The sequence below is a fragment of the Myroides sp. DW712 genome, assembly GCF_046557355.1.
GTDB lineage: Bacteria > Bacteroidota > Bacteroidia > Flavobacteriales > Flavobacteriaceae > Flavobacterium.
On sequence record NZ_JBKFDO010000001.1, the window covers coordinates 52,280 to 65,601 of the forward strand.

Here is a 13,322-nt window from a genome sequence, read left to right on the forward strand (position 1 = left end):
TTATCGCAAAATACGAAAAAAAAAAGAAAATCGAGACTATATAAGGGAAAGTTGTTAACTTTTAAAAAAATAGAAGTACATCTGCTACTAGATAAAAGATTTATGCTGAATATTCGCAACGAAAAGCAGTGTTTTTTGTCTTTACAATTGATTTGAAGAACAAAAAACATCGCTTTTTACATTCTTAGTAAAAAAGAAAACTCAGCTTTTTTTAAATAATAATGTAGGATTTAAAACGAGTTTTTTCTGCTGCTGCATTTCCTCTCGTTTATCTCGAATTACCTTACTTATTTTTAATATTTTTTCAGACAAATGAGCCAACCACGTCAGCTGTTGAATAACCATAGCTGATTCCTCCATTAAGCTTTTTATTTGCGCATCATCTGTATAGGATTTTTTTAACTCGTATTCTCTGACATTCTGTAGATAACCTATGCTCACGCGATAGCTTTCTTGGTCTTCCGCTGTAATTAAATCCTCTTCAGAAGGGGTACTGTTGAGTAAATTACTTGTTAGCTGTAAGTTTTTGTCAATGTAATCCATTACCATATTAAATGCTTCAGAAGCTTTGGTAGTATGACGCGATTGCACATAGACCCCTATGGAAGCTGCCGTCGATAAAAAGGTGTGATTTAACACGGCTAATTCGTAAATTTCAGAGCGCAAGCGCTGTTTGGATTTGGGTTCCTGAATCATGCGTTGAAAGGAAGCCATTAAGTTTCCGATTTCAATAAAAGCATATTTACGCGCTAGTTTATAGGCTAGGGTAGGTTCGCTTTTTTGATTGTAAATTTCCTTAATTTCCTTCACATAGGTTTGATTGGCCTGGATGGATTTTGATAAATGTACATTGACATTCAAGAATTCCCACGAAGGCCATAGGATGTAGTTTGCTCCTAAAGCTAAGAGAGCTCCAATCAAGGTATCAATGACGCGATAGATCAATAGATCCATGAAATTAGGCGTTAAAATGGCGTAAATCAATACAACGTACATCGTAATGAAGGTTACTCCTACTTTGTAATCCGTATGGGAAAACCAATAGCCCAAAATCATGGTCAGAATTGTTAAGTATGCAATAAACGTATAGTTGTCTTGTAGGATAAATAGCATTCCGAAGGCAATCATTCCACCTAATACAGTACCAATAACACGTTCAAAGGAACGCTGTTTGGTTAATCCATAACCAGGTCGCATAATCACGACAATGGTCAGTAAAATCCAATACCCATTCAGCGGATTAAAGATATTACTAATGATAAGTCCCGCTAAAATGGTTAACGTTAAACGCGTAGCATGTCTGAAAATCGTAGAGGTAAAGTTTAGGTTGACCACTAAGGTTTCCCAGCGATAATGCACAGGAGTTAAGAATTTTTCCAACTCTTTGAAGCGGTCTTCTACGTTATCACTAAATGTTTTCTCAGTTAAGATGCGCTCTAAGATGTGAATTTTGTCAATCTGACCTTGTGCATAGTGTAAGACATTGGAGAACGAAAGTACAGCTTCCACTTTATTCGGTGATTTACTATGGGCTATAAAGGCTGTCAATTTTTCTTGTAAAGCGGCTAGTTGTCGGTCAAAATCACATTTAGGCTTGTAATTGAGTCCCATATTAAGTGAATCCCCAATATCTTTAATAGTGATAGCGAAATTTTCAGCTAACGCTTGATAATCGGTAATAATAGTAGGATCATCTTGGTCAAGGAGCTGATGGAGCTCTTTGTGATCAAAGGATGTAGACACGGCAATTTCTAAAATTTCCACTAGGGTAGAAAAGGCCACGAGTAAACGTCTGTTATTGGAAGAGTTTCCAGTGTTGGCTTTGTTGAGGACGAGGAACTCACGTAGATTTTCATGAACATCATTGAGTTTAATCTGGATGTTGAGTTGTTCTTCAACAATTTTGTCAGCATTGACTCCAGGGGTCCACAATTGTGCGCGGTATTTGAGGTATTCTGCAGTTAGGTCCATGCATTCAGAGGTTTGTAAAACCCCATAACGACGTGGTCGTATAAAATAAAAAGCGAGAGACACTGCTAAATAGAGTAAACCACCTAAAAGGAGAAGTAATCCGTGAATCCATAAATCTTTCCCAACATAGCTGTGAGCCAATCCCAAACTAGCGGCTAATAATCCACTAAAGGATAGCATATTAGCACGGTGTCCATAGACGGAAATCATTCCTAAGCTGAAGAAAATAAAGACAAAAACGGGATAAAAGTACCAGTTCCCTTGGGTTAAGGATAATAATAACGTTACAAAGGGAACAAGTAAGGCGCCGACTAAGATTCCGTTTATTTTGTCTCTGAGGTTACTGGGAATATCGACGGGGGCAGTTAGTAATGCTCCCACAGCCATCGCAAATGCCCAATCAAATTGTTGACTTGGCATAAAGATTAAAAAGGGAATCACCGCTGAAATGGTGATTTTTAATGAATCTGCTAAATGGGTATTGTCCGTATATTTTCTTGCTTTTTGAAGCATAGTTTCAGTGGCTTAGGTTTCGTTTTTCTTTTTTCTGCAATTGTTGGTTTTATCGGGTATACAAGCTGTAAATACGAGAAGATACAAGTGAATTTAGTGTATAATCGTTTTTACAGAAGTATTATTTCCTATAAAGTTACTCAAAATGCTCGATTCAATAGGGTTTGCTGCTTTGAATTTAATAATAATTTAAACCGAAAGCAAGTTAGGTGAGCCAAGGCATTACAAAAGCTAACAATAATGGAGCTAAGATCGCGGTCAAAATACCATTAAAAATCATGCCAACACTGGCAAACGCTCCATATTTATTGCTAATTTCCATCGCTTTCATCGTTCCCATGGCATGAGAAGAGGTTCCTAAGGCAATTCCTTGTGACATTGGGTTGTTGATGCGTGTGAAATGTAGGATTTGAAAGCCAATCATGCTGCCAAATATCCCCGCAATCATTACAGCTGCAGCAGTAATAGAGGGAATTCCGTGAATCGACTTGGAAATCTCAAGTGCAATAGGAGTACTCACTGATTTAGGAACTAGTGAATAGATAATCTCTTGTTCGGCTCCAGTCCAATGGGCTAAAAGTATGACAGAGACAACGCCTGTGATACAGCCCATGCATTGACTCATGAGAATAGGAAAGAGTTGTTTTTTGATGACGGACCAATTGAGGTATAAGGGAATTGCTAGGGCTACGATAGAAGGTTTGAGAAAAAAATCAATGTACTGTCCCGCTTGGCTGAATTTTTCATAGGGTATGTCAAGTAGAACTAAATAAGCAACGAGTATGGCAGTAGACAGAATAATGGGATTAAAAATAATCCATTTGTATTTTTCAGTGAGCGTTAGTCCTATGGTGTAAAGGGCTACCACTAAAAAGAGTAAGAATGTTGGGTTAGATAAAAAGCTCATTTTTTTCGTTTTCGCAAGAATTGATGGGTTAATCCCGTAATAAAAACAACTAGGATGGTACTGAGTAACGTGGCTACAATAAGGGGAACAAAGGAGGCTTGCAGCAAATCAAAATAGTTGAGCATGGCCACACAAGGCGGAACGAAAAAGATTCCCATATTACGCATGAGAAATCCCGAAATATCCTGAATTTGCTGTACACGCACTGCTTTTGTTTGCAATAAAATCCACAGGGTGATAAGGCCAATAATACTAGAAGGAAGTTTGATGTCTGTGAGGTAAATGATTAATTCACCAAAGGCAAGGCAACCAAAGATGACTGCGACTTGTTTGACTACGTTCATTTTAGATAAAAATTTTACACAAAATTACTAAAAGTGTTTGGGAGCACCTTTGAAAATGAGCTAGAATTTTATTCTGAATCGCGTTAATTTTTAGGAAAGAAAGAATACAAATAGCTAAACTTTTATCTGGTAAAAGAGGAATTATTCTTTTTGTAATTGTCTGTTTTTAGTATAGTTAACTGATTGATAGGTCGTTTTATTTCTTTGTTGTCTTGTTGTTTTATATTTTTTTGATTCTTAATACTTTATTAAAGTAAGTCGTTTGATTCTTGTTTTTGACGTAATACGTTAGCGCGTTGAAAAACAAGATTTGATTCAGCTTAATGCAATAGAATCATCAGATATCAAGTACTATTTTTGAATACTGTATTGCTCCTGTGTGTCAATCTGACTTATGCGCAACAAAAGCGTCAGGTTACAAGGGGAGTGCAAGGCAAAACAGGACTCGGATTTGGTGAGGGTTAGGTGAGGATACTAGGGGTTTTGTTCGGGTTTAGTTTCGTTCGCTAAACATAGCTTAGAACCTTGTAAAACCGCTGTTTTACGAACAACTACCGAACAACTACCGAACAACTACCGAACAACTACCGAACAAAACTAAAACATTTATAGCTGATTGAAAAGGTGTTGTTTATTGTTTTTAGCGATAGGAAAAACAACCGTATTTTGTGTTATTTATACCCTAAATAGGAAGAATTGGGTATGGGGACTTGTTTTTTTAGGTTAGGGGTAACTATTTACCAATCACCAAAAAACGTATCTTTACTATATTAATTCCTGTCTTATGCGTTACCAAGAGATTCTTCCTATACCTGCATTACGTGCTTATATCCGTTATTTTTGGGTATTAGAAAGTGATGAAGAATCAGAAGGTCTCCGACAGTTTAAAATACTGCCTGATGGAATTCCCGCTTTGATTTACCAAGATATACCGAATTTTTTTCGCGATACCCAACAGCAAATGGCTCCTCAACTCTATATTTATGGGCCTTTTACAACCTATACAGACCAATGGGTTGAGGGACCTTTTCGAATTATAGGAGTTTATCTGGAACCCACAGCTTTAAAAGCCTTGTTTAAGTTAGATGCTTCGGATCTAGTAAACCAAACGATCCCTATTGATGATTTGATTGATACGCCTTTATTGGAGCGTTTGCAACAAGCGCAATCCACAGCAGAAAAAGTAGAGCTACTTGCTGCATTTATCCTGCAACAAATTCAAACTGTCGACTATGAAAATAAACAAGCCAAGTTTGCTTCTATCTTATTACAACGTGGACAATCACTAGGCGAAATTCAATCACAAATGAATATTTCTGAACGTACCTTGGAGCGTTTAGTCAAACAGCATATCGGGATGTCTCCCAAAGTATTTTCCCGAATCATGCGTTTTCAAACGAGTTTAGAACGGTTGAAAACAACGAATCTTGATCGATTAACTACCTTGGTTTACGACCAAGATTACTTTGATCAATCTCATTTTATCCGAGAGTTTAAAATCTTTACGGGAAATAATCCAACGCAATTTTTGCGCCATTCAAAAGAGGAATTACCTAATTTTCCAGAATGGAAAAAAGAAAAAGAGTAATTTTTTAGACTTGTCGGTTTTATCCAATTCTAGGGATTAGGGAGGTTGTAGTTTTGTCTTGTAATTAAAAAATGAATAGGATGCAAAACAAAATGGTTCGAATGAACCCTACAACAGTACCGTCACCCGTAGGAAATTACTCCCATGTGACGATCATTCCTCCTGGAGCGACCTTCTATACTTTTTCGGGACAAATTGGCATTAACGAAGCCGGTGTTATTCCTGCGGATTTTAATGCACAGGTTGCGCTCACTTTTGATAATATTCAAGCAGTATTAACCAGTCAAGGCTTAACAGCTGATGAGGTTATTAAGGTGAATATTTGGTCTACACAACCTATTGATTGGATATATTTTGACCACGTATGGAAGGCCTTTTTTGGACCTGTAAACCCATCCATGACGATTGCCTATATTTCAGCCTTGGGACTTCCTGATATTGCCATCGAAATAGAAATCTGGGCTGCAAGCTAGAGGTTTATAGGTGAAAAAGGGTCTAAAAACGTTACCTAAAAATCATACAAGTAGATACGGCATGGGCATACACGACCCCGTGAGCATCAACGAGTCTTGCTTCAAGATAAGCTGTAGTACGCCCTTGGTGGATAATCGTGGTCGCAGTATGTAGGACTGGACTGTCTTTGGTTATTTTTTTCAAGAAGTTTACTTTTAAGTCTAAAGAAGTGAAACTTTCACCTGCTGCTAGCGTCGTAAGTAAGGTACAGCCGATAGCGGTATCTAAGACGGTACTAATCATCCCGCCGTGAATGGTGCCAATTAAATTGTACAAGAATTCTGAGGGTTGTAAGTTAAAAACGGCTTGTCCTTTTTCAACTGAAATTAAGGTACTTGCAATGGTATCCAATGTGGGGGCTTGGGGTAATGTACCTTCGAGAACACGTAAGAGAATTTCATATCCACTGAGATTTTTTGCTTCTTCTAAAACAGCTGTGGGGGCTTCCCAGGTATAGGTACGGGTATTTTTTGACATAATAATAGAGCTTTAGTAATCGAATTTAGTTGTGGCGTAATATAATCAATTTCGAATTTCCCTTCAAAGTTAAGGCGTTAAAATGAGTGTATGCAATAAAAATTAGTTGTAGCTTTACTTTGCAGTTTAGATTTTTTTACTTGAATACAATCAAGAAAAGAGCAAGAGAAGGCCTGTAAAGCATAAAATTAAGGAAGATGAAAAAGATGTTTTTCGTAGTTTTGCTTGTAGCAAGTGGTTTGGTACTAGCAAATACTACTTTGTTTCGACCAGGAGCGGATAGCGTTAAAAAAGAAGAAGTAATGGAACGAAAAAAAGATAAAAATAGTAAGGTTATCTATTTTGCTGGGGGCTGTTTTTGGGGAACAGAGCATTTCTTTCAGCAAGTACGAGGCGTCACTAAAACAGAAGTGGGCTACGCCAATGGAATGATTAAAAATCCAACGTATAAACAAGTGACTACGGGAGATACGGGATTTGCTGAAGCTGTAAAAGTAACCTATGACTCACAGGAGGTTGATTTGGAACTATTACTTGATTTGTTTTTTCAAACCATTGATCCCACAACCTTAAATCGACAAGCAAATGACGTAGGAACACAATATCGTTCGGGGGTCTATTATGTAGAGGAGGAAGATACGTTTAAGATAACACAGAAAATACATGCTTTAGCGGCACAATATAGCCAAGACATTGTAGTAGAAGTAGCGCCTTTGGACAACTTTTATACGGCGGAAACCTATCATCAAAAATACTTAGATAAAAATCCTGGTGGCTATTGTCATATTGGAGCTGATTTATTTGAGGTAGCGCGAAAAGCTAATCCGAAAAAAAAGCAAAACTATCAACGTCAAGATAAATCGGTGTTAAAGGAAAAACTAACACCCATTCAATATGAAGTAACGCAGCATAACGGAACGGAACGCGCGTATAGCAATGAGTTGTGGAAGGAGTTTCGCGAGGGAATTTATGTAGATATTACCACAGGTGAACCTTTGTTTGTTTCTACAGCTAAATATGATGCGGGATGTGGATGGCCGAGTTTTTCAAAACCCATTGCCCCCAACTTAATGGAAGAAAAAATAGATAGAAGTCACGGTATGACACGAGTTGAAGTGAGAAGCAAGACAGGAGATGCTCATTTGGGACATGTGTTTGATGATGGGCCAGCAGAAACAGGTGGTTTGCGGTATTGCATCAATGGAGCTGCTTTGCGCTTTATTCCTAAAGAAGAAATGCAAGCAGCAGGTTATGGGAGTTATCTCCATTTATTAGATAAAAAAATCAAAGAATAAATAGAAAAAAGTTCGCTATGACTTAGAAATGAGCGTATAACGAACTTTTTTATTTGAAAGACTAGTTAAATGATATCGTTTTCTACTTCTTTAATGATATGAGTTAGAATTTCTTTTATTGACGCTCCAGAATAAGGACCTCGCGATTGTCCCGTCCACAAGCTTAAAAAGGCTGTGTTTTCTTTCTGTTTGGCTATTTTTCGCAGCTCTAGTGTCAGTTTGTTTTGGAAGGGGTAGGGAAGAATATAGTCCGAATGATCGAGTTGTTGGGTGAACGTATTGCGCAATCCTCTTGCATAGCGTCCAGAAAAGCTTTTGGTTAAGACTAAATCACTTTCTTGGGCTTGTCTTAGGGCTTCTTTTTCAAATTCAGCCAGATTACTTTCCTGGGATCCCATTAATATGCTACCAAAGGCAAAGCCTTGAGCGCCTAGCGTTCTAGCGGCTAGAACTGTTTTCGCATTATACAGTCCACCCGCATAAATTAAGGGAACTTGTACAGCTTCGTATACTCGGGCCAATAAGGATAATCCTCCAATTTCAGGAAGTGTTTCAGTTAAAAAGGTCCCCTGATGACCACCTGCTTCAATACCTTGTACACAGATGATGTCAATGCCTTTTTCTTCTAATGCCTGAGCCTCCGCAACAGAAGTGCAGGTACCAATGAGCGTAATGTCCTTTTGTTTCATTTTGGCTATAGTCGCGTTATCAAATACTCCAAAAGTAAAACTGACAATTTTGCACCCTTCGGCAATAATAGCGTCTACTTGCTCGCGATAATCGGTATAGTGAACTTCTTCATATTCCGCTAAAGCAACCTCTAGATTGTATTGTTTCGCTAGATGCTCCACATAAGTTTTGCAACGCGCATAGCGTTGTTTTAGCTCCTCCGTTCGTTCAGGTAATGGATTTAAAAAGATATTGACTGCAAAGGGTTTATTTGTTAACTGTTTGGTTGTTTGAATGAGTTTTACGCATATAGCGGGGGGTAAATCTCCTAAAGGCAACGTACCTAAAACGCCAATTTCTCCTGCTGCAGCTACCATCTGTGGCGTAACTACACCAAACATAGGGGCTTGGATTATCGGGTATTGGGTGTGTAAATGTTGTGTAATTTGATTGTTCCAGGTAAAATTTTCGATACGCATTTTCCTTCGTTTTTGGGTTAAGACTCAAAAGTACAAGTAATTTGAAAAGGATAAGATGATAAATAACAGTCTTTTGAATAGAAGGAAATAAAAAAAGCCCAAGTGCATTCGCACTTGGGCTTCCTGATTTTTATAAGATTAAATTATCTTCTGCTTTTTTTCGCAGCATCAAATTTTTTGCCTTTGCTAGGCGATTTCTTTACCATTTTTGTTTGGTTTGCAGCTGCTCTACTTGCGTTATTTACCAAAGGTAATTGACCGGTATAGCTCGCTGTGATTTTGTTTTCTCTATCATCAATCGCATTTAATTCAATATGATAAGTATTGCCTGTTTTCTCGATTTTTACTGTACCTGTACGTGTAGGTGCGAAGTTTGTTGTTTCATCATCATCCATATTGAAATACCATGTTCCCCAGTCTAAACCCGGTTCAGAACCTCCTCCTAAACCAATATTTCCAACGTTTTCATCACCGATTGGAAACGTTCCAACAGGAATATCTGTTGTATGAGCTAAATCCGTATAAAGGGTTATACGCATCCAGTCTCCTGAACCTTCTGCCCAAAAGTATTCTCCAGGGTGAGGCGTTAAGGTTTCGCTGTATAAATACATATTCCAACGGTTTAATTCTTTACCCGTAATCGGAGATTTTCCCTTATACTCTAAGAATCCTTGCGTTAAAGGTTGTACTTCTTTATCTGCACGTAAGGTTGAAATCGTATATTGATCGCCTTGTTTTACTTTTCCAACATATTTTCCTAAATGTCTTGTTCCGTCTTCTAATAAAATATTGAAGCGGATTTCTTGTCCTTTTTGATGTTCCATTACTTTGATAGAACCATCTAGAATATACAATTCTTCTTTAATTCCATTCGCTTTGTCGTTGTGTTGGAAAGAAGCAAACGAATAATCGTAGTTTCCATTTTCTAAATCCTCTTTAGAACCTACTCTAAAAGCTCCAACTTCAAATTCCGTAGAAGCTTTGAACGTTTTATTAGGTACTTGAGCTTCCCAGGCTTTTGGAGCCATTTGGTCAAAGAAAGACAGAGAAATATGATGACCATCTCCTTCTAATTCTCCAAAACTATTGGCATCTCCTTGTGTAAAATACGTCATATATTCTGCTACATTGGGATGGTCAAATACATTATCTCCCCAATACCAACCATTTTGAACCTCATAAGTGGTATCATAAATAGGTTCCACATCAATTGCTTCCGTATAGTCAATGACATATTGTTCCCCTTCTTCATCTTGTAAACTACCTTTTAGGGTATAAATTCCATTGCTACTTGAAACTGTTAATTCTCCTTCGGTAATTTTGGAAGTAATTTCTTCCTGTGTTAAGGTGCTTTCCGCTGAAATCGTATATAGATCTCCCGTGTCAGCCACGGTGTATTTTTCAGCTTTTAGGACTGCTTCTAATAAAAGCTCATCTTTTACCACATCAGAGATAAACGTTAGATTGAATTCTCCTTTATTGGTTTGTAAAACGATGGCATAATTTCCTTTATCTTCCACTTTTCCTAAATAAGTACCTGTAGAATTATCAACAACAAGAGTGGTTGGAGTTGTCGGATCCGTAGGATCAGGTGGGTCTGTCGGTATCAAATAGTTGTGGTCATCACTACTACATGAGGTAATTGCTACACTACTAAGCAATACAAAGCTTATTACATACGATAGTCTTTTCATAATTGAATCGAATTAGTTTACAAATGCACAAAGGTGCTTGTGTTATTTTTGTTTAGGGAAGAATTCTATGATTTGATTTTTAGTCTTTTAGCTGTTTTATATTTGAAATTCATAAAATTCTTCTTAACGCAATTTAGATTTTATTTCGAATAAAAAAATAAAATCTAAATAAATTAACATAATTAGAAAAGATTGTTTCGCATAATGAGAATAATGTAATTGTTATAGTAAGTTAATAATTTGAATTAAATATATTTATGGTTGGATATTGTATTTATTTTTTCAAGTGGATTTGTGAAAATTAATACATGAAAAAGAATTGTCTTAAAATTTGCTTGCTTGTGACCTACAAAAAAAGTCCAATTTCAACTGAAATTAGACTTTTATCTCAAGATTATTTTTTATTTATTACATGCTTTCCACACAAAGGATGGCGCATTTTTCTCCGTCAATAGCAGCAGAAATAATTCCTCCCGCATAACCCGCTCCTTCTCCACAAGGATAAAGTCCTTTGATTTGTGGGTGTTCCAAGGATTTATCATCTCGGGGAATTCGCACAGGAGAAGAGGTTCTACTTTCTGGTGCATGCAGAATGGCTTCATTGGTGAAATATCCCTTCATAGATTGTCCAAAGACTTGAAATCCTTCGCGCATAATTTGCGTTAAGAATTCCGGAAATACGCTTCCGAGTTCGACGGAAGTTGTTCCTGGTAGGTAGGAGGTTTTGGGTATTGTAGTAGATACCTTTTTTTGGGCAAAGTCCACCATGCGTTGGGCTGGTACACGTTGGGTTTCACCTGCTAAGACAAAGGCCTTTTGTTCAATTGATTTTTGGAATTCCATTCCAGCTAAAGCGCCAAACTTTTCAAAGGGTTTGAAATCTTCCATGCGCAATTCAACGACAATACCCGAATTGGCGGTTGCCTGATCGCGTTTGGATGGAGACCAACCATTGGTTACGACCTCACCGGGTGCTGTAGCACAAGGGGCAATTACACCTCCAGGGCACATACAAAAAGAGTACATACCTCTTCCATTCACTTGTTTGACAATTGAATAGGGCGCAGGAGGAAGAAATTCACCTCTATAGTCGCACGAATATTGAATTTGATCAATGAGCGATTGGGGATGTTCTGCACGAACTCCCAAAGCAAAGGGTTTGGCCTCAATCAATATGTTTTTTCGATCGAGTAATTCATAGATATCACGAGCAGAATGTCCTGTAGCTAGAATTACTTTACTTGCTTCTACGGTATCTCCATTTTCCAAGAGTACACCTTGTATTTCATTACCCTGTAAGACAAAATCTACTACGCGCTTTTCAAATAGCACTTCTCCGCCAAATTCCTCAATCTTGTGGCGCATATCCTGCATAATTTTCGGTAATTTATTGGTGCCAATATGGGGATGTGCTTCCACTAAAATGTCGTGAGGAGCGCCAAAAGCAACTAAAAGTTCTAAAATGCGATTGATATCGCCGCGTTTTTTGGAACGCGTATATAATTTACCATCCGAATAGGTTCCTGCACCACCTTCGCCAAAACAGTAGTTGGAATCGGGGTTCACAACGTGCTCAATATTAATCGCTTTTAAGTCTCTTCGACGGCCACGAACATCTTTACCTCTTTCAATCACGATGGGTTTTACGCCTAACTCAATGAGCTGTAAAGCCGCAAAATATCCTGCAGGGCCCGCTCCAACCACAATCACGCGTTTGGCGTCTTTTACATTTTGGTAAGCAGGGAAATCAATGGGACGGTGCACTACTTCTTCGTCGGCAAAAAACACTTGCACTTTTAGGTTGATTTTTACCGCGCGCTGTCTGGCATCAATAGACCTTTTGAGGATAGTAATGTGCTGAATATCAGAAACAGTACTTCGGATATGTTGAGCAATATGTTGGGTTAATAATTCAACTGAAGCAGCAACTTCAGGAAGTACTTGTAACTGTAATTCTTGTGGCATTTTTCTATAAAGCAATAAAAATTAAAGCGCAAAAATACACTAAAAAATGTAAAAGTAAAGGTGGAATCAAACAGGGCAAAAAAAGAAAATAACGTTATTTTTTTGCGAATTGATGTATAGTTGACAAGCAGCTGTCATCAAGATGCCTTACATTTGTTCTAAAGTGTTTGTAAACAAGGTTGAGATACTCCTTTTTTTAGTAATTGATTAAATTTAGATACGATGTCCTATTGCGATACAATTGAACAATTGACGGGCGAGCGAAAAGCGCTCCACAAAAACTACCACGACAACCACTATGGATTTCCCATTCACGATGACAATGAATTGTTTGGAAGGCTAGTAATGGAGATTAATCAAGCTGGATTAAGTTGGGAAACGATACTAAAAAAAGAAGAAGCTTTCCGAGCGGCCTATAGTCAATTTGATATAAACACCGTTGCTGCCTATACCGAAGACGATCGCGCGCGATTGATGCAAGATGCAGGAATTATTCGAAATCGACTAAAAATCAATGCTGCCATTGAAAATGCTAAAGTAATTGTAACCTTGCAAAGTGAGTATGGATCCTTTGAAGCTTGGTTGAAGCATCATCATCCAAAGACCAAAGAAGAATGGGTGAAATTATTCAAAAAGCACTTTCGCTTTACAGGAGGAGAAATTGTCAATGAGTTTCTAATGAGTACAGGTTATCTAAAAGGAGCACATGCAGAAACTTGCCCTATGTATGAAGTAGTTTTACAGCATAAACCTCTTTGGATGGATGAGGAGTAAAATAGTTTTTTTAATAGCTATGTAGTTGATTTTTAGCAATATCGTTTGTATTTGTCTGTTAAGTTTTTCCTTATTCTTCTCTAGCTTCCTTGTGATTGCCATCTTTTTTCGCTATTTTTATAGAATCCTTAAA

Annotated in this window: 11 protein-coding genes; 4 read left to right on the forward strand and 7 right to left on the reverse strand. The window is 37.7% G+C overall.

Annotation, left to right across the window (positions count from 1 at the left end):
• Positions 1–201: 201 nt before the first annotated feature.
• The 3 genes from ACLJX0_RS00230 to ACLJX0_RS00240 all read right to left on the reverse strand — a co-directional run bounded on the left by ACLJX0_RS00230 (position 202) and on the right by ACLJX0_RS00240 (position 3,735).
• Positions 202–2,484, reverse strand: coding sequence for an FUSC family membrane protein (locus tag ACLJX0_RS00230; protein ID WP_410877579.1), 2,283 nt, complete (start codon positions 2,482–2,484; stop codon positions 202–204).
• Between the two features lie 205 nt (positions 2,485–2,689).
• The gene (locus ACLJX0_RS00235; protein ID WP_410877580.1) at positions 2,690–3,391 is read right to left on the reverse strand and encodes an LrgB family protein; all 702 of its coding nucleotides are present in this window, start codon (positions 3,389–3,391) and stop codon (positions 2,690–2,692) included.
• Positions 3,388–3,735, reverse strand: a complete 348-nt coding sequence (locus tag ACLJX0_RS00240) for a CidA/LrgA family protein (protein WP_410877581.1) — start codon at positions 3,733–3,735, stop codon at positions 3,388–3,390. Before ACLJX0_RS00240 ends, ACLJX0_RS00235 begins: the two co-directional genes overlap by 4 nt.
• Before the next feature lie 784 nt (positions 3,736–4,519).
• On the opposite strand from ACLJX0_RS00240, the gene ACLJX0_RS00245 reads away from it, so the two are divergent.
• Both ACLJX0_RS00245 and ACLJX0_RS00250 read left to right on the forward strand, forming a co-directional pair.
• Positions 4,520–5,323: a DUF6597 domain-containing transcriptional factor gene (locus ACLJX0_RS00245; protein ID WP_410877582.1), complete on the forward strand. Its 804-nt coding sequence runs from the start codon at positions 4,520–4,522 to the stop codon at positions 5,321–5,323.
• Positions 5,324–5,403: 80 nt separating this feature from the next.
• Complete coding sequence (locus ACLJX0_RS00250; protein ID WP_410877583.1) at positions 5,404–5,796, forward strand: RidA family protein; 393 nt, start codon at positions 5,404–5,406, stop codon at positions 5,794–5,796.
• 31 nt (positions 5,797–5,827) lie between these two features.
• On the opposite strand, the gene ACLJX0_RS00255 is transcribed toward ACLJX0_RS00250, so the two are convergent.
• Positions 5,828–6,313, reverse strand: a complete 486-nt coding sequence (locus tag ACLJX0_RS00255) for a PaaI family thioesterase (protein ID WP_410877584.1) — start codon at positions 6,311–6,313, stop codon at positions 5,828–5,830.
• Between the two features lie 197 nt (positions 6,314–6,510).
• On the opposite strand from ACLJX0_RS00255, the gene msrA reads away from it, so the two are divergent.
• Entirely contained in the window at positions 6,511–7,608 is a 1,098-nt protein-coding gene (gene msrA / locus ACLJX0_RS00260; RefSeq protein ID WP_410877585.1) for a peptide-methionine (S)-S-oxide reductase MsrA, read from the forward strand.
• 65 nt (positions 7,609–7,673) lie between these two features.
• Here the strand turns inward: msrA and ACLJX0_RS00265 are convergent, their stop codons facing one another.
• From ACLJX0_RS00265 to ACLJX0_RS00275, 3 genes are all read right to left on the reverse strand, one after another.
• A complete protein-coding gene (locus tag ACLJX0_RS00265) occupies positions 7,674–8,756 on the reverse strand; it encodes an NAD(P)H-dependent flavin oxidoreductase (protein ID WP_410877586.1) in 1,083 nt (360 codons plus the stop codon).
• 143 nt (positions 8,757–8,899) lie between these two features.
• On the reverse strand, positions 8,900–10,450 hold the full coding sequence (locus ACLJX0_RS00270; protein WP_410877587.1) for a hypothetical protein: 1,551 nt from the start codon (positions 10,448–10,450) through the stop codon (positions 8,900–8,902).
• A gap of 408 nt (positions 10,451–10,858) precedes the next feature.
• Positions 10,859–12,415, reverse strand: a complete 1,557-nt coding sequence (locus tag ACLJX0_RS00275) for an NAD(P)/FAD-dependent oxidoreductase (protein ID WP_410877588.1) — start codon at positions 12,413–12,415, stop codon at positions 10,859–10,861.
• Between the two features lie 222 nt (positions 12,416–12,637).
• Here ACLJX0_RS00275 and ACLJX0_RS00280 point away from each other — a divergent pair, with 222 nt between their 5' ends.
• Positions 12,638–13,189, forward strand: a complete 552-nt coding sequence (locus ACLJX0_RS00280; RefSeq protein WP_410877589.1) for a DNA-3-methyladenine glycosylase I — start codon at positions 12,638–12,640, stop codon at positions 13,187–13,189.
• The last annotated feature ends 133 nt before the right edge of the window (positions 13,190–13,322 follow it).

Bases quoted from the DNA above. Each gene is read 5' to 3' on its own strand.
- ACLJX0_RS00230 (WP_410877579.1), bottom strand. From the start codon at position 2,484: ATGCTTCAAAAAGCAAGAAAATATACGGACAATACCCATTTAGCAGAT.
- ACLJX0_RS00235 (WP_410877580.1), bottom strand. From the start codon at position 3,391: ATGAGCTTTTTATCTAACCCAACATTCTTACTCTTTTTAGTGGTAGCC.
- ACLJX0_RS00240 (WP_410877581.1), bottom strand. From the start codon at position 3,735: ATGAACGTAGTCAAACAAGTCGCAGTCATCTTTGGTTGCCTTGCCTTT.
- ACLJX0_RS00245 (WP_410877582.1), top strand. From the start codon at position 4,520: ATGCGTTACCAAGAGATTCTTCCTATACCTGCATTACGTGCTTATATC.
- ACLJX0_RS00250 (WP_410877583.1), top strand. From the start codon at position 5,404: ATGCAAAACAAAATGGTTCGAATGAACCCTACAACAGTACCGTCACCC.
- ACLJX0_RS00255 (WP_410877584.1), bottom strand. From the start codon at position 6,313: ATGTCAAAAAATACCCGTACCTATACCTGGGAAGCCCCCACAGCTGTT.
- msrA (WP_410877585.1), top strand. From the start codon at position 6,511: ATGAAAAAGATGTTTTTCGTAGTTTTGCTTGTAGCAAGTGGTTTGGTA.
- ACLJX0_RS00265 (WP_410877586.1), bottom strand. From the start codon at position 8,756: ATGCGTATCGAAAATTTTACCTGGAACAATCAAATTACACAACATTTA.
- ACLJX0_RS00270 (WP_410877587.1), bottom strand. From the start codon at position 10,450: ATGAAAAGACTATCGTATGTAATAAGCTTTGTATTGCTTAGTAGTGTA.
- ACLJX0_RS00275 (WP_410877588.1), bottom strand. From the start codon at position 12,415: ATGCCACAAGAATTACAGTTACAAGTACTTCCTGAAGTTGCTGCTTCA.
- ACLJX0_RS00280 (WP_410877589.1), top strand. From the start codon at position 12,638: ATGTCCTATTGCGATACAATTGAACAATTGACGGGCGAGCGAAAAGCG.